Consider the following 24,703-nt stretch of genomic DNA (forward strand, 5'->3'; position numbering starts at 1 on the left):
ACCAGCTCTTGCAATGGATTGATTTTTCTTGTAATAATTCGTTGGTGTGCTCGTCGAGAACAATTGCTTTGTTCTTTTCAACGAGTGAACAAAGAAGTTGACTGAGATGCCACTTCGAACGGTTTACTATTTATTTTTATATTGTTTGTACTGTTGGCAATGACGAGCGTATACAGTCCCTTTTGTTGATTAAATTAAAAAGTTATTCAACTAACGCACCTGTTAGTTCTATAAGCAACCTCGATAAGTAAAAAAAACAAACACTTTCTATCTAAAGAAAGGTTTGTTAGATAAGACTAATTATTTTAATTTAAGTATTATTTTTCCTTTTGCTCTTCCCGCCTCTGCATACTCCAATGCTTTTTGGGCATCTTCGAAAATAAAAACTTTATCAAGTGTAGGCTTAATCACTTCTGACTCTAACATTTCTGTTAAAATTCTCAACTGCTCTCCACTATGCTTCATAAAAAGAAACGTATATTGGACATTATGTTTTTTTTCTAGCTTCGTAAGTTTATAACTTGCAATTGAAAATAAGGTTTTTTTAAATGAGCTAAATCCGTTTTCTTTAGCAAAGCGACCATTCGGGATTCCAGATATAGAAACAATCTTTCCTCCTTTTTTTAATGTTACAAATGATTTCTCTAACGTCGCCCCCCCAATGGTATCAAGAACTGCGTCGTAGTCACGAATCGAATGTTCGAACTTTTCTGTCTTGTAATTAACAATTTCGTCAGCGCCAAGAGATTTTACTAAATCACAACCATCACTAGCTGTAGTTGCGACAAAAGCACCCATATGTTTTGCAAGTTGGATAGCAAATGTTCCTACTCCCCCTGATCCTGCATGTATTAATATTTTATGTCCTTTTTCAATTCGCAGAATATCATGTAAAGCTTGGTAGGATGTCAATCCGACTAGAGGGACGGAGGCTGCTTCTTCAAAACTTAAATTTTTAGGTTTTAATGCAATATCTTCTTGGTTAACAGAGAGAAATTCAGTAAAAGTTCCCATTTTATTTGCTCTAGGTCGACCATATACCTCATCACCAACTTTAAACTTCGTGACACTAGTACCTACTTCAACAATTTTTCCAGAAAAATCATTTCCTAAAATTAACGGCATCTTGTATTTCAATAATAATTTTAATTCACCTTTTCGAATTTTTGTATCAAGAGGATTTATACTTGCCGCATATATCTCAACTAAGACCTCGTCATTATTTATTTTGGGCATAGGGAAGTCTAAAAAATTTGGTTTTTTACCGTAGTTTTCAATTGCTAAAGCTTTCATTACAATCCTCCTCATTTTTATTTAACTCACATGTATCTTTTCATATCGAACATAAGAAAAAAGATTATGAATATCCCTAGATGGGATATTCATATTAAATAAACTATTTTAAGAAAGGATAGTCTGTATAACCTTCTTTTCCTCCTGCATAGAGCGTGTTTTTATCAGGTTCGTTTAGGGGAGCACCTGATTGAATCCGTTCTACAAAGTCTGGATTAGCTAGTACCCAAGTGCCTACTGTGACAACATCTGCAAGATTATTATCTATATCAGACGAAAGTTGATCTAGAGGACGACCTGGACGGTTAACAAGAAGTGATTGATCCCAAAGTTGACGCACATCTTTTAGGAATTGCTCGTTTCCAAAGTGCATTAAATGTAGATATGCAAGGTTAAGCTTATTTAATTCACTTATTAAATAGCGATACATCTCAAGGCTATTTTCCCCCTCATCAATGCCTTGCAGTGTTCCTTGAGGAGAAAAACGGATGCCTGTTCTTTCTGCTCCTATTTCATCAACAACTGCTTTAGCTACTTCAATAGCGAATCGAGAACGACCCTCAATCGTACCACCGTATGCATCTTGACGATGATTGGAGTTTTCACTAAGGAATTGTTGGATCAGATAACCATTCGCTCCGTGAATTTCAACTCCGTCTGCACCAGCTTCAATTGCTGAACGTGCTGCTAAACGAAACTCATTGATAACATCTTTTATCTCAAGCTCACTCAATTCTCTTGGTGTTGGAATTTCTTTCATTCCTTCTGCCGTGAAAATTTCTACACCAGGTGCAATAGCTGATGGTGCAACTGCTTGGCGGTGGTGAGGTGTGTTATCAGGGTGTGATACACGTCCCACATGCATAAGCTGAACAAAAATATGACCGCCTTCACTATGAACTTTAGAAGTTACTTTTTTCCACCCTTTAATATGATTTTCTGTATAAATACCAGGTGTATTAGTGTAACCTTGCCCATCATCTGAAGGTTGGGTTCCTTCGCTTATAATTAAACCGACTGAAGCACGCTGACCATAGTACTCTGCTACTAAATCGCTCGGCGTACCATCTGGTAAAGCTCTACTTCTAGTCATCGGAGCCATACCTATACGATTTTTTAAGTCAATGTTTCCGATACGAACTTTTTCAAATAATCTGCTCATATGAATACTCCTTTTTAATAAGAATTAGAATCAAGAAATGAATTTACGTGTTCTGCAAATAGTTCTGGAAATTGAAACAGATGCCCGTGACCAGAATCAGGATATATAATCAACTGTGCTTTGGGTAATTTCTCTGTTAAGATATAACTGTTTTTAGTCGGTACCATCACATCATTAACACCATTAGTAACAAGTACAGGGTGTTTGATGTTTTGTAACCATTCATAATCATGATTAGATTTTTGTTTAGCCCATTTTGCAATGGCTTGTAATTGTGCCTCTTTTACTTGTTCTGAACTGTTTACTTTTTTCTGATTAAAAATTCTTTGTAGTGAAGCCATTCCTGCAGATTTACTTGTTTCGGTTTGTTCGTAGAAAAAGAACATAAAATCATTTATTCCATCTTCTTCCGTTCCGCCGTGACGATTCATTCTTTCAAAAATCTCTGGATTTGGATTAATACCAGATTCAGGCGAAGTACCTGCCATAATAATTTTTCTTACTAAATCTCCTTCTTGTAAAGCTAGCTCTTGTGCAACCATGCCACCAATGGAAAAACCAAGAATGTCAACTTGTTCTAATCCAAGAGTTTTTATAAATGTTGCTGTATCTTTTGCCATATCAGCAATTGTAGTAGGCGTTAGTCCATCGGTCTCACCAACCCCTTTATTGTCAAATAAGATTACTGGGCGTGTATTTGCAATAGGTTCAAGCATGTTTGGATCCCAGTTTTCCATCGTTCCTCTAAAGTGAACAAGAAATACTACTGGTATACCATCTTGTGTACCAAATTTTCTATATGCGTAACGAGTTCCATCTGCTTCAATAAATTCTGATTCTGTTGGTATTTTAAAGTTTGTCATCTTTGTGATTCTCCTTAGAAATTAAAAAACGATTTTATAAGTATGCATTATGATGGTTTGTTTCATACTGATTTTAGAATGAGCGTTCTAAAAAGGGTAAAAAAAGAAAGCTAGTCCAACACTGAAAGTGCTAGAGTGATGATGCCTTCTAATTCTTTTTTATTGTAATTAGTTTTTATTAGTACTCTTATACCTACCAAATTGTTGTGTAAGAAACGAGATGTGTTATCAGAATCGATTTCTTTTGATAGCTCTCCACTAGTTTGGCCCCGTTTTATAAGGTCATTAAACATATCTTCAGTACGGTTAAACATTTTTGTAACTATGCGTCCAATTTCTTTGTCCAACAAAGATAATTCAATGGCTGTATTTACTGATAGACAACCTTTTGGGTATTGTTCAATGGAATTCAGTATGAAAATAAAAACATCCCGTATCGCCTGTTTAATGGATGAAGTGCTGCTAATTATGCTTTCCATCTCATTGACGATGAGCTCTTCATAGTGATTAAGGGAAGCTAAAAACAATGAACGCTTGTCACCAAATGTGTCATACATACTCCTGCGGTTTATCCCCATATGATCCACCAAATCTTGCATGGATGTTTTTTCATAACCCTGTTCCCAGAAAAGCTCCATTGCTTTTCTTAATACTGCTTTTTCGTCAAACTCTTTACTTCTAGCCATTTTATTTCTCCTTAAAAAAATCCATGAACCAATACTAACAAAAACAAATGTCATAATCCATTATAGAATGAACGTTCTAAAATAAACACATGAATTTCAAACCATGATTAAATAATATTCTTTTTAGAACGATTAGTAAAGAATTATAAATAACCAATAATTCCCAACACATTTGCTACATATCACAATATTATCCATTAACTTTCACTTAGGGGTACCGCCAAACATTTCTTCTATTCGTTTAGTTTCTTCAGGATTGTTTTCTTCCACTGTATCGATTAATAGATCAAACTCTTCTACAGATGCACTCATACCAAATAAACAAGAAACAGCAATTAGAACCATCTGAGCCCTTACTCAACCAAACTGCCATTTTGTTGAATAAAAAAAGCCACCTGTATTGGCAGCTGCTATTTAACTCATGCATGCGTTAGTTGAATAAGGTTAAAAAATTAATTATTATCTGGATCATATTTTTTAAGATATTTTCTCCAAATAAATGAATAAATTAGCATACCGATTATTCCGCCAATAAATTCATAAAGTCCTAAAAATTTAAATATCATTCCAAATACTAAAATAGATATACCACCAAATACAATTTCTAACAAAATGAATATATTGCGGTTCATTATAATACCTCTAGTTTTTATAATAATTATGATTCACTATTCATTGGATAACCACCTGGAAATCTACAACTATCGCATGCGTTAGTTACATAAGAAATATGTGTTAAAAACATCTGAAAACCTCGACAAATATAAGACTAGTTTTTTTAGAAAAAGACAGGATACCTTGTTTCCTTTTTATTGCAAAAGCCATTAATAACAGACTTTCATAACCAATTATAGAAACGCCAATCCTTATATGGCTGTTTACACTGCTATTCATATGCGTTTTAAAGATATGGGTCTCATTTACTGTCATATTTGTTGAACTTATTGCATCTTTATAGTGTGCATAATCCATCGAAAAGTCAATTGCTGTAAGTATAAGAAATGATAAAGCAACAATTATTGATATCGTTCTTAAATTCATAGTTCACCCCTTATATGCGATTCGAAAACGTAACTTTATTAATAGTATAATTCAACGTCTTGTCTTTAAGTCCTTGTTCAACTAAACTGCCATTTAGTTGCATAAGGTTCAAGCGAACCGAGTCTAAAAGATACAACTTCTAGATAGATTCGCATTTTGAATATACGGGTCTCTTTTTGTGCCTAAAAGATCATCTAAAATTTTGAAACATTTTTTGTCTCAAAAAACGTGTTAATTAAGCCAAAAAATATACGAATCCTTATTCAACTAAACTGTCAAATTGTTGAATAAAAAAACGACCGCCGAAGCAGCCGATCGTTATTGAACTAACGCATGCGTTAGTTGAACAAGATTAATCACCAAATGCTTCAATTAATTTATTTCTTTTAATTGCTTCTTCACAAAGTCTCTTAAACTTTTTTGAAAAGTACCTTACTTTTTGTTCGTCTTTATTATTTTCAGAATCGTATTTTTTCAATAGTCCATCACATATGGTTATTAATTGCTTAATTTCTAGGGTTGAAAAAACTTTATCACCGTATTGGTCTAATCCGATAAGTAAGTCAAATTTCTCTTTTAGACCATTTTCCTTATAGCGCCGCCAATAATTTTCCGATTTGCAAAGATATTCATGTAATTCTTCGGTAAACTTTATATGTTTGTTGGAATCGTCATCCTTAATAAAGAAGTCTATTCCTTCACTAGAACTCGATAGTTCATATAGGCTCAAAAGTTTCAATAGTGATAACTCTCTATTAAATTTGTCATATACCTTAAAACTTTCTGTATCTATAATGAGGGTTGCTCTATTTTTATTGATAATACAGTTAACAATGAGTTTATTATTTTTTAATCCACTACCCTGAATTTCTGCATTATATTCCTTAAGTTTTTTTATATCTTTTATACTTTCAGTTTTTATATTTAATACGAATTCGTTACAATTAATTAGTTCAATCCTAAAATATGATGTATCATAATATTGTTTGAATTCCGACATATCTATAATAATCTTAATGCAATTTTCATTTACAGAAGCATCAATTATTTTTCCAGAGTTAAAAAAATTTAAAACATCTTTCTGGATTTTTTTATTCATACTGTGACCCCCAATATATATATACTTTTGGTTTCTATTATACTTCAGCCTTTTTCTTTGAGTAATCCATTAAATATTTTTTTCTTATTCAACTAATCTGCCAGTTAGTTGAATAAGAAATTCAACAATCTTCTTTAACAGAGCCTTCTTTTAAAATCAGAATTTAATGATCGGGTTTTAGCTTTAACTATCGATATAAAGTCATACGGAGCCTATTTTAATCCTTTTGTTCCAATTATAAATTCAAGAAACTCCTTGTGCAGAGATTTTAATCATTATTATACTAGTTATACTATAGCATTTCATGACGCGGTTTAAGGAGATAAATATGAAGGAAATAATAGTGGAAAAACTAAAACAAATAGAAACCGAACATGACGTAAAAATACTATTTGCAGTTGAGTCTGGTAGTAGAGCGTGGGGATTTCCATCTAAAGATAGTGATTATGATGTACGTTTTGTCTATGTTCATCGCAGAGATTGGTATTTAAGCATTGACCAAAGACGTGACGTAATTGAATATCCAATAAATGATTTACTCGACTTTAGTGGGTGGGACTTAAAAAAGGCACTTAATCTTTTCGCAAAATCAAACCCGGCCTTATTAGAATGGTTAAGGTCTCCAATTGTTTATCATGATGACTTAACGATTTCAGAAGAATTAAGAAAAGTCGGTAATGACATTCTTTCTAAAAAGGCGTGTATCTACCATTATCTTCATATGGCCAAAGGGAATTACCGTGATTACCTGCAAGGGGAAGAAGTTAAGATTAAAAAGTATTTTTATGTATTAAGACCAATTTTAGCTTGTATATGGATCCAAAAATACAATGAAATTCCCCCAATTTTGTTTGATGAACTTTTAGAGATGGAAGGGTTAGAACAGGAATTTATAGAAGAAGTAGACAAGTTATTAATCCGAAAAAAACAAGGTGAAGAATTAGATCTTGAGCCTAGAAAAAAAGAATTAAATGATTTTATTGAAAATAAAATTCAGTTTTTTGAGGAGTATGTGAAGGGGATTACTGAATCAAACAAGGTAAATATCCAAAGCTTAAACGAACTATTTCGATGTACAATCGAACATTCATGGGAAAAATAGAATAGACTCCACACTTTTTGGGAAAAATTTCTTTGTATGTTAACAAAGAAATTGGAGTGTGAATGAAGTTGGCAAATTTAGAAAGTCTATTGAATCAACAACTGGCGAATTGGAATGTATTATATGTAAAATTACATAACTATCATTGGTATGTAAAAGGACCAAATTTCTTTACTCTACATGAAAAATTTGAGTTGTATTATGACGATGCAAAAGTAATGGTAGACGATTTAGGAGAACGTATTTTAACAATTGGTGCAAAACCAATTGCAACACTTCGTGAATACTTAGAAACAGCTACGATTAAAGAAGGTAATCATACGTTTTCTGCAGAAGAAATGGTATCTGATCTGATTAAAGACTATGAAAAAGTTGTACAAGAATCGCGTGATGTAATCTCAATTGCAGAAGAAAGTGATGATCAAGAAACAGCTGATTTATTCCTAGGTAAGATTGCTGAAATTGAAAAGATGCTTTGGATGTTAAAATCATTTCTTGGAAAATGAATAAATATTTAAAAAGATGGATTAACCTATCATTACAGATGATTGATTAGTTCATCTTTTTTTATTTTCCCCCTTTTTTTCATCTTGTTTTCTAGTATAAAACGAGTGTTTATAAGGGTTTTTGTGATGTGTTAAAATTTTTCATAAAAAATTACCAAAAAAAACTAAAAAACCGATTGTATAATTATTTATATTTGTGTATAATCATTCATTATATAAGAATCTTAACTTCTAAAAAAAGGGGATGGATTTATGAGTAAAGTATTGAAAGAAAATCATGTAAAGAAAAATGGTTATATTCAAAAGACAAAAGGGAATGTTACAAAAGGAAATTTTAGCTCTGTAAAATGGTCGGATTTTAAAGGGAAAAATTTTCTTTCAATAAGTGAGTTTTCATCAAGTGAATTATTATTCTTACTTGAAAAATCTTTAGAGATGAAAAATATGCAAAAGGCGGGAGAGGCACATCCTTATTTAAAAGACAAAGTACTAGGGATGATTTTTGAAAAGAATTCTACTAGAACGAGACTTTCATTTGAAATTGCGATGATGCAATTAGGTGGTCATGCAATCTTTATGAGTAGTAAAGATTTACAGCTTGGTAGAGGCGAAACTGTTCATGATACATCAAAAGTATTTTCTCGTTATGTAGATGGGGTCATGATTCGAGCAAATACTCATGAGATGTTGACCGAGTTCGCTGAACACTCGTCAATTCCAGTTATTAATGGTTTAACAAATCTGCACCATCCAGCTCAAATCATGGCTGATTTCTTAACTATTCTTGAGCATAAAGGTAGATTAAAAGGTTTGAAGATTGCTTATGTAGGAGATGGAAATAATAACATCTGTCATTCTTTAATTGAGGGTGCTGCTAAGCTTGGTGTTTATTTAACAATTGCATGTCCCGTTGGGTATGAACCTAATAAAGTTGTACTTCAATCGATGAAGCATGTTGCAAAAACAACTGGAAGTGTTATTGAAGTTGTTAATAATCCTGTAGATGGTGTAAGTAGAGCTGATGTTGTGATAACGGATGTTTGGACCAGTATGGGGCAAGAGGAAGAGACTGAAATTCGCTTAAAAGATTTTAGCCCATATCAAGTAAATGATCATTTATTAGAAAATGCAAAAGATGATTATTTATTCATGCACTGCTTACCTGCACATAGAGGGGAAGAAGTAACAGCTTCGGTAATTGATGGTAAGCATTCGGTCGTATTTGATGAAGCTGAAAATCGACTTCACGCTCAAAAAGCGATCTTAGTTGCCTTAATGGGTAATTTATAATTCTAAAAATCTATTATATTTCTTAATAATCTAATCGGGGGTAATAACATGGGAAATGAGAAAATTGTTTTAGCATATTCAGGTGGTTTAGATACGTCAGTTTGTATTAAATGGTTACAAGAGAAATATAACTATGATGTGATTGCACTTTGTCTTGATTTAGGTGAAGGAAAAGATGTTGAAGCTGTTCGTCAAAAGGCTTTAAATTTAGGAGCAATTAAGTCATATATGATCAATGTAAAGGACTTATTTGCAAATGAATATATTGTCCCCGCTCTAAAAGCGAATGCATTATATGAAGGGAAGTATCCACTTTCATCTGCTCTATCAAGACCATTAATTGCAAAATTATTAGTCGATGTAGCAAAGCAAGAAGGTGCAGTTGCAGTAGCACATGGTTGTACAGGTAAAGGAAACGATCAAGTTCGTTTTGAAGTTTCAGTAATGGCTTTGAATCCGAATCTTAAAGTAGTGGCGCCCGTTCGTGAATGGGGTATGACTCGTGATGAGGAAATACAATACGCACATGAAAATGGTGTACCAATTCCTGTTGATTTAGATAATCCATTTTCAATTGATGCAAATATTTGGGGAAGAGCTTGTGAAGCAGGTGTATTAGAGAATCCATGGAATGAAGCACCAGAAGAAGCTTTTGATTGGACGAATGCAATTGAAAATACTCCAGATGTTCCTGAATATATTGAAATTGAATTTTCAAAAGGTGTACCTGTTAGCTTGAACGGTCAGCCTATAGATCTTGTTCAACTTATCGAACAATTAAATGTACTTGGTGGAAAACACGGTGTAGGAAGAATCGACCATATTGAAAATAGATTAGTAGGTATAAAATCACGTGAAGTTTATGAAAATCCAGCAGCGCTAATCTTAATCAATGCTCATAAAGAATTAGAGTTCCTTACATTGCCTCGTGAAGTGACAAATTTTAAAGTAAGCATTGAACAACAATTTTCAAAAATGCTATACGATGGCTTGTGGTATTCACCTTTAATGGGTGCTTTAGATGCGTTTGTAAATACAACACAAGAAACAGTAAGTGGTATTGTTCGTGTGAAATTATTTAAAGGCACTCATACAGTAGTAGGTAGAAAATCAGAAACTAGTCTATACAATGAAGAGCTTGCAACCTATTCAAAAGGTGATTTATTTGATCATAATGCAGCAGTAGGCTTTATTAAACTATGGGGATTACCAACAAAGGTATATAGCGAAGTTACACAGAAAAATACAGTACTAAATAAATAAAATATAGGGTGGATTAAGGAGGCAGTTATGTCAAAACTTTGGGGCGGACGTTTTACGAAGGAGACAAATCAATTAGTCGAAGAATTTACAGCATCGATTGAATTTGATCAAATAATGGCTAAGGAAGATATAGCTGGTAGTATCGCACATGCAACGATGCTTGGAGAATGTGGCATAATTGAAATCAATGAAGCTGAATTAATAATAGAAGGTTTAAATAAAATATTAAAAAAAGTTGAGAAAAATGAGGTTCAATTTAGTATAGAAAATGAAGATATTCATATGAATATCGAAAGCTTGTTAATTCAAGAAATTGGTCCTGTAGGAGGAAAACTACATACAGGGCGTAGTCGAAATGATCAAGTAGCAACGGATATGCACCTTTTTTTAAAAAATAATACGTCTTCCATTATTGATTTAATTGAAGAAGTTCAAAATAAAATTGTGACGCAAGCTAAAAAGCATGTAAATACAATTATGCCTGGATATACGCATTTACAAAGAGCACAGCCTGTTTCATTTGCACATCATTTACTTGCGTATTTTTGGATGCTAGAGCGTGACAAAAGCCGATTCAAAGATAGTTTAAAACGAGTGGATATTTCACCATTAGGTGCAGGTGCATTAGCTGGAACTACATTTCCAATTAACCGTCAACGTACTGCTGAATTACTTGGTTTTAGCGATATCTATCATAATAGTTTAGATGCAGTAAGCGATCGTGATTTTATCGTAGAGTTCCTTTCTGATTCATCTTTACTAATGACACATATTTCTAGACTATCAGAGGAATTTGTCATTTGGTCGAGTCAAGAATTTCAGTTTATTGAATTAGATGATGCTTTTTGTACCGGCTCTAGTATTATGCCGCAGAAAAAAAATCCAGATGTTCCAGAATTACTTCGAGGTAAAACAGGGAGAGTTTATGGCAGCTTAATCGGGTTATTAACTGTTTTAAAAGGACTACCTTTAGCTTATAACAAGGACATGCAAGAAGATAAAGAAGGAATGTTTGATACTGTTTATACTGTTGTAGGATCACTGCGATTACTTTCGGGAATTATTGATACAATGAAAGTAAACGAAAACCGTATGTATGAGGCTGTTAAAAATGATTATTCAAACGCTACTGACCTTGCTGATTACTTAGTTCGAAAAAATATCCCATTCCGTCAAGCTCATGAAATCGTTGGAAAAACGGTTCTATATGCCATAGAGAATCATAAATTTCTTGGGGAATTAAAGCTTGAGGAATTTAAGATGATTAATGAAGTGTTTGAAGAAGATATTTATCATACTTTAAATCCAAAAACAGTAATGGAAGCAAGAATTAGTGAAGGTGGAACTTCAACGAATGAGGTTTGGAAACAAATTACAAAGGCAGAAGAGTGTTTAAGCTTTTCAATAAATATGGTATAATTTTCTAATTGAAAACGTCCAATTATTTGGACGTTTTTTTGTGCTTCTAATTTATTAATAATTTTCTATTCATTATGCAAATACTAGAAGTAGTTACTAAAAAAAGGTAGGTATCATATGAGCACGCAACAAAAAAGTAGAGTATTTAGAGCATCAGAAGGCATAGCACATGCTGTTTTCGTCATGATCGGTATCGGGTCTTTAATTGAGAGTATTGGAAAGATTTTTCATTTTGAATCTTTAATGACGATTGGATTTTCGACTAAATTATTAATGGCACCTGCTATTGGTGCAGGTATAGCTGTTTTATTAGGTTCAAGTACGTTAATCATTTTTTCTGCAATGGCCGCTGCAATAATTGGATCCGGGGCATTGTTGATGGTAGATACGGCGATGACCATTAAAATGGGTGAACCAGTAGGAGCATTATTATCAGCTTTAGTTGCAATTCTTATTGGAAAAGCTGTTCAAGGTAAAACGAAATTAGATTTAATGGTTGTGCCTTTATTTTCCATCTTAATTTCAGGATTAGTTGGATTATATTTATCAAAATGGATTTCTCCAATCTTAATAACGGTTGGGAATTTTATTAAAGGTTCAACTGAAGGTTCGCCAATTATTGCTTCGATTGTATTAGCGGTAGTGTGGGGGATATTAATTGTTTCGCCTGCTTCTTCTGCTGCATTAGCCATTGCATTGAATTTAGATGGATTAGCCGGCGGGGCCGCATTGGCGGGATGTGCAGCGCAATTTGTGGGATTAGCAGTTATCTCTGCACGAGAGAATGATCCAGGAAGTATCCTTGGTTTATTAATTATCACACCTAAGTTACAGCTACCCAATGTAACCAGGAATATTAGGATACTTATACCAACCATAGTTGCAAGTGCCGTGGCTGGACCGATTTCTGCATTCTTATTTCATATTGAAGCACCAAAAGAAATTGCCGGTTTAGGATTATGTGCACTTGTTGCACCAATGAATTTATTAGCTACCTATGGAAGTGCAGTTATTATACCGATGATTGTTACATACATATTAGTACCTGGGATTGTTTCATATATTGTGTACATATTCTTAAAACAAGCAAATATGATTAAAACTGGAGAGTTGAAAATTTTATAAATAGAAAAATGAGTACTAAATAAAGTACTCATTTTTCATTGTATTGTCATTTTAATAGGGTACACTTAAATAGTTTTAAACCTATTCCTGTAAAAATAATGCCTTGTGCTAGATTGATAATTTTAGATGATTTCTCATTTTGTAACAATTTTTCACCAAAACTGCCTGCAAAAATAGCTATAATTGAAAATACAATGAGAGTGAATACCATAAAAATTACACCTAAAATGTTGGTGGAAGAGCGTTTATAAATTCAGGAATAAAGATTGGACATAATGTTGTGATCGCTTTTGGTTCTGTTGTAACAAAAGATGTTCCTGTCAATGTAGTTGTTGGAGGAGAAGGAAAAGTACTTTTTAGGAAAGCTCAACGAGTAGGTATTTCTTTTAATGCGTGAAATGGAGGGCTATATGATTTATTTTGTCATTTGTATATTACTAGGTTTTCTGCTGTTAGTTTATATGTTCATAGAGGCTCATCAAAATATAGTAAGAAAACATGAATTTTCTTTTTCGAATGCTCCTCTTGAAAAGCCAATTAGACTATTTTTTATTTCAGATATTCATAGAAGAAAAATACATTCTTCTATTATAAAGAGAATGTCTAGCAAAGTTGATTTGGTCATAATTGGCGGAGATTTATTAGAAAAAGGAGTACCTCTAAAAAGAATCGAACAAAATATTCAAAAACTAAGTAGTCTTGGGAAGGTCTACTTTGTTTGGGGAAATAATGATATCGAAATCAAAAAGACGGATTTAGAGAATATATTTACTAAATGGAATGTAGTTGTATTGAAAAATTCATCTGTTACGGTTAATCATTTACAAAAAGAATGGTCACTGATTGGAGTAGATGATTTGAAAACTGGGAAGGTGGATCTTGATCTTGCTTTTCAAGATGTTAAACAAAATGTATTTAAGATTTTAGTTAGTCATAATCCAAGAGTCTTAAAGTTACTAAAGAAAGAACAAGGAGTTTCTCTTGTTTTAAGTGGTCATACACATGGAGGACAAATAAGGATTTTTGGATATGGTCCTTATGAAAAAGGAAAAACGCATGTGTATGAGGGGATAACTCAAATAATAAGTAATGGATATGGTACTACGACTATACCACTTAGATTAAGTGCTAGGCCGGAAACACATTATATTGTTATTAAGAGTATATAAAGTCATTAGGAGGAGATACATTCGTATCTTCTTTTTTTATTAGAACTTTTTTCATATTTTTCTTTGTAAAAAAATATGAACGACAAATAAATAATATGAAAATTTAGTCGAATTAGAGGATTGTAATAATTATTAGTAATTATTTCTAATCTTTCTTTTTTTTTATTAAAAAACTCAAAATTCACCCAAATTAAAATTGTCTGAAAATGACGTTTTATAAAGCTTTTTAATAAATAGTTCTATAAATAGGATCAATTTTCTTCTTTTTTTGATAGTTTATTTGATGAATTACCCCAATTTACGATGTCGATTACTAGCGATAAAATAAAAAAAAGAAAGAGAATTGTCAAAAGTCAAAAAAATAAAAAAATGGGGGAGAACAGGTGAGTAAAAGAAACTTTAAAATGAGTTTAGCTAAAACAACGATCAGTGCGCTGGTTGTGGGCTCGATGATTCCATTTAACGTACTAGCAGCTACACAAAATGCGAGCACAGAAAAAACGGTCATGGGTTCACTAGCTCAAAACACAAGCACACCAGACTTAACAGCTGAGCAAATCGCCGCGTTAAAGAACGTGTCACCAGAAAGTGATGTAAAGATTTCGCCAAAAATTGATACGACAAGCTCAAAACCAGTTAAGGTTATTGTCGAATTTACACAAGCGCCAGCAAAAATAAGTGTACTGCAAAAAGCAGTGGAGGGCGAAAAAACGACATTAAGCGCAGAAACTAGCGCAGTTAACTCGTCACACGCTACATTCAAGTCATTTATAAAAGGGTTAAATAATAGTGCAAGTAAAACGAATGCAGTAAATGCAGTATCTGCATTATCTGTTTCACCAAACGAAGTATCTAACGAAACATCCGACCAAACCGGGGACGCTACCGCTCAAATTACGCGTGAATACACACATGCATTAAACGGGGTGGCAATGACACTACCAGGTAACTTAGTTGAAAAATTATTTGATTCTGGTGTAGTAAATCGTGTATTAAACGATGACTTAGTAAAGCTTGACCCAAGTGAACTGAAAGCTGCTGCTGAAAGTGAACAAGGTGGGAATAATTTAGCAGAAAATTATATTCCATTACCAGGAATTGAAGATTTGCATAAAGAGGGCACTACTGGAAAAGGAATCAATGTAGGAGTTATCGATACAGGAGTTGACTACAATCACCCAGATTTAACAGACGTATATAAAGGCTACCGTGCAAAAAGTGGTGAAGATGCAAGCAAAATCGATCCAACGACAGTTAAAGGTTGGGATTTTGTTGATAATGATGCCGATCCTATGGAAACTACAATCGATGATTGGGTAAAAGCCGGCAAACCTGAAAGTGATGAACCGTATTACACGTACCACGGTACACACGTATCAGGTACGATTGCTGCTCAAGCGAAAAATAATGTAGAATTCCCAGCTCAAGGGGTTGCACCAGGCGTGAACTTGTATGACTATCGTGTACTTGGTCCTTACGGTACAGGGTATACAGATGGGATTGTAGGTGGAATTGATAAAGCAATACAAGATGGTATGAAAGTTATCAACTTATCTCTTGGAGCACCAGTTAATAATCCATTATCAGCTGAAGCTGTGGCAATTAATAACGCAACCCTTGCAGGTGTAACATGTGTTATTTCAGCAGGAAACTCTGGTCCAGGTGAAGGGACACTAGGTACACCAGGTGCATCAGCACTTGCCATTACAGTTGGAGCAAGTGATTTCCCAGTTAGTATTCCAATTGCGTCAGCAAAAGTTGGAAATGAAACATTTACTGACTTCAAGTTACTTGGAAAAGGATACAATGATCATGTGTCAGATTTAGAGAACAAAACGTATCAGATCGTGGATGTTGGTTTAGCACAAGCAACTGATTTTAAAGATGCGAACGGCAATCCAATCGATTTAACTGGAAAAGTTGCACTTATTACACGTGGTACAATCCCGTTAGCTGATAAAATTACGAACGCAGCGAAAGCAGGCGCGGTTGCAGCAATTATGAGTAATAATATTGATGGGGACATTGATGCTTACTTAGCAAGTAATGATGGCTTTATACCAACATTCCGTATGACAAAAGCTGACGGTGAACGTTTACGTAATGTAGCAAGCACAAATACAATCACCTTTACGAATGTAAGTACAACAAATACAGAAGGGAACCACTTGGCAAGTTTTAGTTCAAGAGGACCAGTCGCTGCAACATATGACATTAAACCAGATGTTGTTGCACCAGGTGTATCGGTGTACTCAACTTATCCATATTTCGTTCATAGCCCAGATAAAGTAGATTATAGTAACGCGTATTCTCGTATTTCAGGTACATCGATGGCGTCGCCACATGTGACAGGCATTGCTGCACTAATCTTACAAGCCCATCCCGATTATACACCAGCCGATGTGAAAGCAGCGTTAACAAACACTGCTGGAAATCTAGACGGCAATTATTCTGTATATGAGCAAGGTGCTGGTTTAGTCAATGTCGTGAAAGCAGTAAAACGTGATGTAAGTTTTAAAGCACAGGACACAACTGCAAACATTGATAGTAGCGGTAATAGTGTGAACTTGAATTACGAAAAAGGTTCATTAACGTTTGGCGCAGTGTATAAAAAAGATGGTGCGGTCAATACGAGTAATCGAACAGTGAAAGTAAAAAATCGAGGAAACTCTGACAAAACATTTGATATTTCTACAACTTTCATTAAACCAAATGCATCGGTTAGTGATGCAACTAAAAACGGCATTACTGTGACAACAAGTTCACCATCATTAACAGTAAAAGCAGGTGAAACAACGAACTTTACAGTAACTTTGAATCTACCAGATACGGCGGAATATGGCCGATACGAAGGTTATTTGAACATTGTTAATCATGACGACCCAAGTGAGACTTATCGCATGCCATTGGCTGTTCGCTCGGTAGAAAAAGGACTTGGCAATTTACTAATGGATGTTCCGGCAGCTCCGACTCGTAAACCGGTAATCTATTCGGACTTCAACGGAAACCCAGGTCGTCAAATAAAGTTCCGATTCAATAGTCCAATGAAGTATTTCTGGATCGTGATTTATGACAAAGACGGAAATCCAGTCGGTGCAACAACGGATTCCCCATTAAATGTGAGCAGTGTTCAAACCGATATTGATTATGTTGTAGGCTTTGACCCAAGCACATATTATCCGTTTATTGGAGATCCAAAACTCGAAAAAACAAATATGTTCACAAAAGCAGCATTACCGGAAGGACAATATACGTTAAAAATGCGTACAACTGATACGACTAACATGTATGCAAAAACGTATGAAAAATCACAACTGTTCGTTGTGGACAACACGCTACCGAAGTTAACCTATAAAGACCATACACCTGGCGTGTACGAGTTAGAAGACAAAGATTTTACCGATGAAAAACAAAATGGCAACATGTACAACGCATTCTGGGTGCACACAAACCTATCGGATGAAGGGACAGCGAAACTTGCTCCACTTGGGTTAACGCAGTCAGCGAATATTTTATGGTACTATCACAATAGTATCGGTTACCCGGAAGGCGATTTCCCAGTTGATGCAAATGGCGATGCAAAATTCGGAATTGAAAAATCCGATATCGAAAATGGACCAGCTACAATTACGTTAATGCCAATGGATGCAGCACATAACGTTGAGCTTATCAATGATTTCCATGAGTACGCGTTTATCAAAAAAGGATCACCATATATGGTGCCGACGTATGACAAACAAAAAGTTACCTTAAATGATACAATCACGATGACGTTAAACTTAAACAACGTGAAAGATATGATGTCAGGTACTTTTAAATCAATGTACTACAATAAGTATCTTGAGCTACAAGGCGTAACAGTCAACCCAGCATTCCAAAAGTGGGCAGACCAAAACGGCGTGAAGGTTAATGTGGATACACCAGTGAAAACACCAGATGCGGTTTACGGACAAAACGCTACAGATATCAATGTTGGGGCACAATTAACAGGTGGATCAGACTTTAAAGGATTCAATGGCGATAGTCCATTTTTAGATGTGACATTCAAAGTGACAGATGACATGTGGGATATTATGGCATCGAAATTGACACCAGATGATGACACAACAAAATTTAGCATGACACAATACGGAACAAATGAAACAAAAGAGATTACAGCATTTAGCCGATTAAATCAATTCCAAATCGTTCCGACGCATTCACAAGTGCAAACGTACGTGAAACTTGAAGGGCTTAAAAATAACTTCACAGCGAAGTTGGATAGCATTGGCGCTAAAGGGTACGCACAACTACCCGACGGAACGAAAATACCAGGTACAATTGATAGTTATGGCTACATCGATATCAAAGGCATTCCACTTTCAAAAGATCCAATCAAGTTCATTGTGGAAGGACCAGGACACTTAAAGAGCATACAATCTATTACACTTGGTAAAAAATCACCATGGGGTGATGATATTGGAGAGTATAAATACATCGGAGGAACTCAAACATACGGTTCAGCTGGAGATGTAACTGGCGATGGCGTAATTGACGTTCTTGATGCGAAGCAAGTATCTGATAAAATGGGTCAACAAAATAGTGAAAACTACCCAATAGAAGATTTAAATAAAGACGGTATTGTTGATAGTAAGGACATGCAGTTTGTCGCGACTAACTTCGGTAAAACAAATCCAGATGCAACGATTTCACCAAAAGAAGTTATGAAAGTTGACGGTAAAGACTTGTATGCAACAGAAATCTTCAATAAGGCTAAGGTTTATAGTAATGTAAATACGTTCAAAGTTGATTCGAAACATGCTAACTCAGTTACACTTAATTGGTTAGCTGTAGATCCTGCCGGCAATTGGGGTGGATTGAAAATTCAACAGCAATCAAGCACGGATGGTATCACGTGGCCAACTACTTGGACAGATGCAAAACTGGATACACCAATCACAGTTAGCTCAACTAGTGCGAAAGTGACAGGATTAAGTGATAGTACGTACTACCGTTTTAGATTGGTTGTAATGGGTGGATTGAATGGAACACTTAACAGTGGATATTCAAACGTTATTCAGATGACAACATTACTATTAACACCAACTATTGACGTAATTGATGATAATGATACAACGATTACTGGTAAAGCAAATACGAATGTCAATATTGTTGTGAAAAATAATAGTACTGTAGTAGGTACAGGAAAAACGGATGCAAGTGGGAACTATAGTATTCAAATTAAACCACAAAAAGCAGACAGTGTATTAACAGTTAGTGCAAGTGATGCATCTGGAAATCAAAGTGAACAAGCATCGATTGTTGTATTAGATCGTACAGCACCAGACGCACCAATTATTAATACAGTTACGAAAAAAGATCAAAAAATTACAGGTAAAACAGAAGCAAATGCGACGGTTGCTATAAAATTCAACAATGTAGTGACAGAAGTACAAGCTGATCAAAATGGGAACTTCAGTTTAGACATACCTCATAAAAACTATGGCGATTACATTGGATTGGTAATCTCTGTAACTGCAAAAGATGCTGCAGGAAATGTGAGTGCTGCAACTGAAACAGTCATTTTAAACAAATAATAAAAACGGGGAGCCTCTGTGAATGAGGCTCTCTTTTTTCGTCCAAATCCCATAAATAGACTACTAGAAAAATAAACTTGATAAAAGAAGATTCCTATATAAAAAAGGTATTTTGCAGTTTTATGGCGAATTATTAATATTGGGTATTTTTTTGTTTGGAGGTTAAAAAATGAAAAAGGTTTTAGTATTAGGTGGTACAAGATTTTTCGGAAAACGACTTGTTCATAAATTAATCGATAAAGGCTATAATGTTTCAATCGCAACAAGAGGACTAACAGAGGATGACTTCGGAGATCGAGTAAGTAGATTTATAATCGACCGACGAAATCCTGAAACATTAGCTAGTTTAAGTAATCTAAAATGGGACCTTGTTTATGATAATATTTGTTATACTCCAAATGAAGCGAAGGAAATTTCTAAACTATTAACGAATCATGTTGGAAGATATATTTTCACTTCGTCTTTAGCGGTTTATGAAACGGGATTAAACCATGTTGAAACTGATTTCGATCCTTACAATTATCCTATTAAGTATAACAATGATAATGAATATTCTTATGCGGAAGGGAAGCGTCTTTGTGAGGCTGTTTTATATCAAGAAGCAAATTTCCCAGTGTATGCGGCTAGATTCCCGATCGTATTGGGACCGGATGATTATACAAAGAGATTACTCTTCCATGTTAATAAAATTTCAAAAAATGAAGAAATAATCATATCTGATTTAAACAAAGAGATGACCTTTATCGATTCTGATGAAACTGCAGAGTTTTTACTTTGGTTAGGGGAAAATGAATCGATTAAAAGTGGTCCTTTTAATGCGTGCTCTAATGGTGAAATAACATTTCAAGAAATAATAAACATGTGTGAAAAGGAAACTGGAAAAAAGGCTATTATTAATTCTAATGGTGCAGTCGAACATCAATCACCTTTTGATGCTTATAGCGATCAATCATTGAGTAATGAGAAAGCTAAAAAAGAAGGGTTTCAATTTTTAGAGGTACATGATTGGATGGAAAATTTAATTCATCATCATTGTTCGCTATAAAAAGTTCATAAAATGTTCAAAAAATAAAATTCCGAATTTCTGGAATTTCCAGGTTTTCGGAATTTTATTGAGGTGAAATTCCGGAATTTCGGAAAAAACTTCGATAAAAATAATTGAAAATTATAAATTAACTTAATATTATTAGAATTATAAAATAAATTTTCATAGTGTAGACAAAGTCCCAAATAGATTAAATACGGTCTTTCTAAAAACTCATAATAACTTGGCATACTATTTGCTTGTTTTATTAGCAGAAGGAATATCCCTTGAAAGGAGCTAAATACAGTAAATAGTGGAATTCAAATTCAAAAATGAATTTGAATGAAAGCGTTATCAAAAAAGTGGCCAATACGTAAAGATAACAAGGAGGTTATTATGGAAATCTTAATTATTTTATTAGCATTAGGACTTTTAATGTTTGTTGCTTATCGTGGGTTTTCTGTCATTTTATTTGCACCAATTTGTGCTTTATTTGCAGTACTTTTAACTGAACCAAGTTATATTCTTCCGTTTTTTAGTAATATTTTTATGGAAAAAATGGTTGGTTTCATAAAGCTATATTTTCCTGTATTTTTACTTGGTGCAATTTTTGGTAAAGTCGTTGAAATGTCTGGGATTGCTGAATCAATCGCAAAAACGATTATTCAATTAGTTGGAGCAAAAAGAGCTATTTTAGCGATTGTATTAATGGGAGCCATTTTAACATATAGTGGGGTAAGCTTGTTTGTTGTTGTATTTGCTATTTATCCATTTGCTGCAAACTTATTCCGTGAAGGTAATATTCCAAAACGATTAATTCCTGGAACAATCGCACTTGGTGCGTTTACATTTACGATGGATGCATTGCCAGGTACACCGCAAATTCAAAATGTTATTCCAACTACATTTTTCAATACAGATATTTATGCTGCACCATTTCTAGGTATTTTAGCAGCTGTTTTTGTACTTGCAGTTGGTCTTTGGTACTTAGAATCAAGACGTAAAAAAGCAGAAAAAGCAGGTGAAGGTTATTTAGGATTTAATGGAGAACTAGCTGCTGCAAATGAAACTCAAACAGAAGTTCCTACATTAACGACCAATACTCCTACACCAGTTTTAAAACAGATTCTAGCATTTGTTCCACTATTATTAGTTGGATTTTCAAATAAATTTTTTGTTGTTTCATTCCCAAAATGGTATCCAAATGGATTTGACTTTAAATCAATTGGACTAGAAGCTTTTGGGGTTGTTCAAATTCCTGCAGTTGTTGGTATTTGGTCAGTTGAATGTGCTTTAGTTATTGGGATCCTTTCAGCGATGATTTATGGCTATAAAAATATGCGTACAAATCTAAAGACAGGTATGAATGCAAGCATTGGTGGAGCACTTCTTGCTTCTATGAATACTGGTGCTGAATATGGTTTTGGTGGAGTAATCTCTGCTTTACCTGGATTTGGAATGGTCAGTAAAGGAATCTCTCATACATTTACGGATCCATTAGTAAATGGAGCTGTGACGACTACAACTTTAGCAGGTATTACAGGTTCTGCATCAGGTGGTATGGGTATTGCACTCAGTGCCATGTCTGATAAATACATCGAGGCAATTAATAAATACAATATTCCGCCTGAAGTAATGCATCGTGTTATTTCGATGGCATCAGGTGGTATGGATACTTTGCCTCATAATGGTGCAGTCATCACATTATTAGCTGTAACTGGTTTAACACATCGCCAGTCATATAAAGATATTTTTGCAATAACAATCATTAAAACAGTTGCAGTATTCTTAATCATTGCAGTATTTAAACTTACAGGACTTGTTTAAGAATGTTAAACTACTAATCTTACTTTTGAAGGGAGCAAAATAATGGGCAAGAATAAGGTAATTACTTCAGTTGAAGAGGTTGTTTCACAAATTCATGATGGAGCTACGATTATTGTCGGTGGCTTTGGTCTTTGCGGTATTCCTGAAAAAATGATTTTAGCATTACGAGATAAAGGGACAAAGGATTTAACAATCGTAAGTAATAACTGTGGTGTAGACGATTGGGGTCTTGGTCTTTTATTAGCAAATAAACAAATTAAAAAAATGGTTTCTTCATATGTTGGAGAAAATAAAATTTTTGAAAAGCAGTTCTTAAGTGGAGAACTTGAAGTAGAGCTTGTTCCTCAGGGGACTCTAGCTGAACGTATTCGTGCAGGCGGTGCAGGAATCCCAGGATTCTACACAGCAACAGGTGTAGGTACACCAATCGCAGAAGGAAAAGAACATAAAGTATTTAATGGAAGAACTTATTTATTAGAAGAAGGGATCGTAGGAGACTTTGCATTTGTTAAAGCGTGGAAAGCTGATAAGCAAGGGAATCTAATTTTTAGAAAAACTGCTCGTAACTTTAACCCACTTGCAGCGATGGCTGGAAAGATTACAATTGCAGAAGTCGAAGAAGTAGTAGAAGTTGGCGAACTTGATGCTGATGCAATTCATACGCCAAGCATTTATGTACAACACGTATTCCACGGTGAAACATACGAAAAACGAATTGAACGTAGAATGACTACAGGAGTATAGGAGGCTAATAACATGAAAGATATTCGTCAATTAATTATTCAAACTGCGGTTAAAGAAATTCAAGATGGTATGTATGTAAACCTTGGAATTGGACTACCTACTTTATTAGCAAACTATCTTCCAGAAGGAATTGAAGTAATGCTACAATCCGAAAATGGTTTACTAGGTATTGGACCATACCCAACAGAAGCTGACCTAGATGCTGACTTAATCAACGCAGGTAAAGAAACAGTCACTGCGGCAAAAGGAGCTTCTTATTTTGATAGCGCTGAGTCTTTTGCGATGATTAGAGGTGGCCATATTGATTTAGCTATCTTAGGTGGTATGGAAGTCTCAGAAACTGGTGATCTAGCTAACTGGATGATCCCTGGAAAAATGGTAAAAGGTATGGGCGGTGCGATGGACTTAGTAAATGGTGCTAAGAAAATCGTTGTAGTGATGGAACATGCAAATAAATACGGTGAAAGTAAAGTTAAAAAAGCATGTACTTTACCACTAACTGGAAAAAGTGTAGTTCATAGACTAATTACTGAATTAGCAGTTTTTGATTTTACAGAAAATGGAATGGTTTTAGTAGAATGCGTTGGTGGAGCAACGATTCAAGAAATTACTGAAAAAACAGAGGCTACATTTACAATTAGTCCGAAGTTATTAAATAACGTGAACTAATCTTTAAAAGGAGGCAAACCAATGCAGCAAATGCTTTCTGAGAAGGTTGCACTGATAACTGGTGCTGGTAGTGGAATTGGTTTTGAAATTGCTAAAACCTTTGCAGAGCAAGGAGCAACAGTTGTCTTAACCGACTTAAATGAGGAAAAAGTTCAAAAGTCAGCTACTTCATTACAAGAGCTAGGGTTTAATGCGATTGGTTATGCTTGTGATGTAACCAATGAAGAACAAGTAGTTGACACGTTTCATAAAGTAATCGATCAATTTGGTGAATTACATATTTTAATAAACAATGCTGGTTTACAATACGTTTCATCAATTGAAGATTTCCCTACTGAAAAATTTGAATTACTTATTAAGGTCATGTTAACTGCACCTTTTATTAGTATCAAACATGTATTTCCAATTATGAAAAAGCAAAAATATGGTCGCATTATTAATATGGCTTCTATCAATGGATTAATAGGATTCGCTGGTAAAGCTGCTTATAATTCTGCGAAGCATGGCGTTATTGGTTTAACAAAGGTTGCTGCATTAGAAGGTGCGAGTGACGGTATTACAGTCAATGCAATCTGCCCAGGCTATGTTGATACACCTTTAGTTCAAAACCAATTGGCTGACTTAGCAAAATCAAGAAATGTACCAATTGAAAGTGTAATTGAAGAAGTAATTTATCCATTAGTACCTCAAAAAAGATTACTTACAGTAAAAGAAATTGCAAATTATACAGTATTTCTTGCTAGTGAATATACTGGAGGGGTAACAGGTCAAGCGAATGTAATAGATGCAGGATATACAGTTCAGTAGGATAAGTGTGAAAGGTTGTTTGAGCAGGGGGAGATTCC

Annotated in this window: 21 protein-coding genes; 13 read left to right on the plus strand and 8 right to left on the minus strand. The window is 34.4% G+C overall.

Features of this window, described 5'->3' with window-relative positions; translation table 11 throughout:
- Positions 1-300 precede the first annotated feature (300 nt).
- The 8 genes from COE53_RS14155 to COE53_RS14185 all read right to left on the minus strand — a co-directional run bounded on the left by COE53_RS14155 (position 301) and on the right by COE53_RS14185 (position 6,144).
- Positions 301-1,293: an NADP-dependent oxidoreductase gene (locus COE53_RS14155; protein ID WP_069033885.1), complete on the minus strand. Its 993-nt coding sequence runs from the start codon at positions 1,291-1,293 to the stop codon at positions 301-303.
- A gap of 103 nt (positions 1,294-1,396) precedes the next feature.
- Positions 1,397-2,455, minus strand: coding sequence for an alkene reductase (locus COE53_RS14160; protein ID WP_069033884.1), 1,059 nt, complete (start codon positions 2,453-2,455; stop codon positions 1,397-1,399).
- A 14-nt stretch (positions 2,456-2,469) separates the two neighbouring features.
- Positions 2,470-3,318 (minus strand): alpha/beta fold hydrolase, encoded by an 849-nt coding sequence (locus tag COE53_RS14165; RefSeq protein WP_084006895.1) that lies wholly within the window; start codon positions 3,316-3,318, stop codon positions 2,470-2,472.
- 110 nt (positions 3,319-3,428) lie between these two features.
- Entirely contained in the window at positions 3,429-4,004 is a 576-nt protein-coding gene (locus COE53_RS14170; protein ID WP_069033882.1) for a TetR/AcrR family transcriptional regulator, read from the minus strand.
- A gap of 204 nt (positions 4,005-4,208) precedes the next feature.
- Complete coding sequence (locus COE53_RS24005) at positions 4,209-4,349, minus strand: hypothetical protein (RefSeq protein ID WP_175403493.1); 141 nt, start codon at positions 4,347-4,349, stop codon at positions 4,209-4,211.
- Positions 4,350-4,456: 107 nt separating this feature from the next.
- On the minus strand, positions 4,457-4,636 hold the full coding sequence (locus COE53_RS14175) for a hypothetical protein (protein ID WP_069033880.1): 180 nt from the start codon (positions 4,634-4,636) through the stop codon (positions 4,457-4,459).
- A 103-nt stretch (positions 4,637-4,739) separates the two neighbouring features.
- Entirely contained in the window at positions 4,740-5,045 is a 306-nt protein-coding gene (locus tag COE53_RS14180; RefSeq protein ID WP_098948306.1) for a hypothetical protein, read from the minus strand.
- A gap of 352 nt (positions 5,046-5,397) precedes the next feature.
- Positions 5,398-6,144, minus strand: coding sequence for a hypothetical protein (locus COE53_RS14185; protein ID WP_098948307.1), 747 nt, complete (start codon positions 6,142-6,144; stop codon positions 5,398-5,400).
- 328 nt (positions 6,145-6,472) lie between these two features.
- Between COE53_RS14185 and COE53_RS14190 the strand changes: the two genes are divergently transcribed.
- The 13 genes from COE53_RS14190 to COE53_RS14250 all read left to right on the plus strand — a co-directional run bounded on the left by COE53_RS14190 (position 6,473) and on the right by COE53_RS14250 (position 24,665).
- Positions 6,473-7,246 carry a nucleotidyltransferase domain-containing protein gene (locus tag COE53_RS14190; protein ID WP_098948308.1) on the plus strand — a complete coding sequence of 258 codons (774 nt, stop codon included), beginning with the start codon at positions 6,473-6,475 and terminating at the stop codon, positions 7,244-7,246.
- Between the two features lie 62 nt (positions 7,247-7,308).
- Positions 7,309-7,752, plus strand: a complete 444-nt coding sequence (locus COE53_RS14195; RefSeq protein ID WP_069033875.1) for a Dps family protein — start codon at positions 7,309-7,311, stop codon at positions 7,750-7,752.
- A 252-nt stretch (positions 7,753-8,004) separates the two neighbouring features.
- Entirely contained in the window at positions 8,005-9,042 is a 1,038-nt protein-coding gene (gene argF / locus COE53_RS14200) for an ornithine carbamoyltransferase (RefSeq protein ID WP_098948309.1), read from the plus strand.
- Positions 9,043-9,090: 48 nt separating this feature from the next.
- Entirely contained in the window at positions 9,091-10,305 is a 1,215-nt protein-coding gene (locus COE53_RS14205; RefSeq protein WP_098948310.1) for an argininosuccinate synthase, read from the plus strand.
- Positions 10,306-10,332: 27 nt separating this feature from the next.
- Positions 10,333-11,724: an argininosuccinate lyase gene (argH, locus tag COE53_RS14210; RefSeq protein ID WP_025568513.1), complete on the plus strand. Its 1,392-nt coding sequence runs from the start codon at positions 10,333-10,335 to the stop codon at positions 11,722-11,724.
- A 117-nt stretch (positions 11,725-11,841) separates the two neighbouring features.
- Positions 11,842-12,849, plus strand: coding sequence for a PTS sugar transporter subunit IIC (locus COE53_RS14215; protein WP_025568514.1), 1,008 nt, complete (start codon positions 11,842-11,844; stop codon positions 12,847-12,849).
- 410 nt (positions 12,850-13,259) lie between these two features.
- Positions 13,260-14,018, plus strand: a complete 759-nt coding sequence (locus tag COE53_RS14220) for a metallophosphoesterase (RefSeq protein WP_098948311.1) — start codon at positions 13,260-13,262, stop codon at positions 14,016-14,018.
- Between the two features lie 383 nt (positions 14,019-14,401).
- Complete coding sequence (locus COE53_RS14225) at positions 14,402-19,594, plus strand: S8 family serine peptidase (RefSeq protein WP_098948312.1); 5,193 nt, start codon at positions 14,402-14,404, stop codon at positions 19,592-19,594.
- 169 nt (positions 19,595-19,763) lie between these two features.
- Positions 19,764-20,639: an NAD-dependent epimerase/dehydratase family protein gene (locus COE53_RS14230; RefSeq protein ID WP_091024188.1), complete on the plus strand. Its 876-nt coding sequence runs from the start codon at positions 19,764-19,766 to the stop codon at positions 20,637-20,639.
- A gap of 375 nt (positions 20,640-21,014) precedes the next feature.
- Entirely contained in the window at positions 21,015-22,445 is a 1,431-nt protein-coding gene (locus COE53_RS14235) for a GntP family permease (protein ID WP_098948313.1), read from the plus strand.
- A gap of 42 nt (positions 22,446-22,487) precedes the next feature.
- Positions 22,488-23,189: a CoA transferase subunit A gene (locus COE53_RS14240; protein WP_025568519.1), complete on the plus strand. Its 702-nt coding sequence runs from the start codon at positions 22,488-22,490 to the stop codon at positions 23,187-23,189.
- A 12-nt stretch (positions 23,190-23,201) separates the two neighbouring features.
- Positions 23,202-23,858 (plus strand): 3-oxoacid CoA-transferase subunit B, encoded by a 657-nt coding sequence (locus tag COE53_RS14245; RefSeq protein ID WP_098948314.1) that lies wholly within the window; start codon positions 23,202-23,204, stop codon positions 23,856-23,858.
- Between the two features lie 30 nt (positions 23,859-23,888).
- The gene (locus tag COE53_RS14250) at positions 23,889-24,665 is read left to right on the plus strand and encodes a 3-hydroxybutyrate dehydrogenase (protein WP_025568521.1); all 777 of its coding nucleotides are present in this window, start codon (positions 23,889-23,891) and stop codon (positions 24,663-24,665) included.
- Positions 24,666-24,703: the final 38 nt, after the last annotated feature.

It is taken from the genome of Bacillus sp. AFS029533 (assembly GCF_002585125.1).
Classification (GTDB): domain Bacteria; phylum Bacillota; class Bacilli; order Bacillales; family Bacillaceae_G; genus Gottfriedia; species Gottfriedia luciferensis_B.

Excerpts from the sequence above, each read along its gene's own strand:
- COE53_RS14215 (WP_025568514.1), top strand. The coding sequence starts at position 11,842 with ATGAGCACGCAACAAAAAAGTAGAGTATTTAGAGCATCAGAAGGCATA.
- COE53_RS14155 (WP_069033885.1), bottom strand. The coding sequence starts at position 1,293 with ATGAAAGCTTTAGCAATTGAAAACTACGGTAAAAAACCAAATTTTTTA.
- COE53_RS14175 (WP_069033880.1), bottom strand. The coding sequence starts at position 4,636 with ATGAACCGCAATATATTCATTTTGTTAGAAATTGTATTTGGTGGTATA.
- COE53_RS14250 (WP_025568521.1), top strand. The coding sequence starts at position 23,889 with ATGCTTTCTGAGAAGGTTGCACTGATAACTGGTGCTGGTAGTGGAATT.
- COE53_RS14230 (WP_091024188.1), top strand. The coding sequence starts at position 19,764 with ATGAAAAAGGTTTTAGTATTAGGTGGTACAAGATTTTTCGGAAAACGA.
- COE53_RS14180 (WP_098948306.1), bottom strand. The coding sequence starts at position 5,045 with ATGAATTTAAGAACGATATCAATAATTGTTGCTTTATCATTTCTTATA.
- COE53_RS14220 (WP_098948311.1), top strand. The coding sequence starts at position 13,260 with ATGATTTATTTTGTCATTTGTATATTACTAGGTTTTCTGCTGTTAGTT.
- COE53_RS14235 (WP_098948313.1), top strand. The coding sequence starts at position 21,015 with ATGGAAATCTTAATTATTTTATTAGCATTAGGACTTTTAATGTTTGTT.
- COE53_RS14245 (WP_098948314.1), top strand. The coding sequence starts at position 23,202 with ATGAAAGATATTCGTCAATTAATTATTCAAACTGCGGTTAAAGAAATT.
- argF (WP_098948309.1), top strand. The coding sequence starts at position 8,005 with ATGAGTAAAGTATTGAAAGAAAATCATGTAAAGAAAAATGGTTATATT.
- COE53_RS14170 (WP_069033882.1), bottom strand. The coding sequence starts at position 4,004 with ATGGCTAGAAGTAAAGAGTTTGACGAAAAAGCAGTATTAAGAAAAGCA.
- COE53_RS14160 (WP_069033884.1), bottom strand. The coding sequence starts at position 2,455 with ATGAGCAGATTATTTGAAAAAGTTCGTATCGGAAACATTGACTTAAAA.
- COE53_RS14240 (WP_025568519.1), top strand. The coding sequence starts at position 22,488 with ATGGGCAAGAATAAGGTAATTACTTCAGTTGAAGAGGTTGTTTCACAA.
- argH (WP_025568513.1), top strand. The coding sequence starts at position 10,333 with ATGTCAAAACTTTGGGGCGGACGTTTTACGAAGGAGACAAATCAATTA.
- COE53_RS14185 (WP_098948307.1), bottom strand. The coding sequence starts at position 6,144 with ATGAATAAAAAAATCCAGAAAGATGTTTTAAATTTTTTTAACTCTGGA.
- COE53_RS14205 (WP_098948310.1), top strand. The coding sequence starts at position 9,091 with ATGGGAAATGAGAAAATTGTTTTAGCATATTCAGGTGGTTTAGATACG.
- COE53_RS14195 (WP_069033875.1), top strand. The coding sequence starts at position 7,309 with ATGAAGTTGGCAAATTTAGAAAGTCTATTGAATCAACAACTGGCGAAT.
- COE53_RS14165 (WP_084006895.1), bottom strand. The coding sequence starts at position 3,318 with ATGACAAACTTTAAAATACCAACAGAATCAGAATTTATTGAAGCAGAT.
- COE53_RS24005 (WP_175403493.1), bottom strand. The coding sequence starts at position 4,349 with ATGGTTCTAATTGCTGTTTCTTGTTTATTTGGTATGAGTGCATCTGTA.
- COE53_RS14190 (WP_098948308.1), top strand. The coding sequence starts at position 6,473 with ATGAAGGAAATAATAGTGGAAAAACTAAAACAAATAGAAACCGAACAT.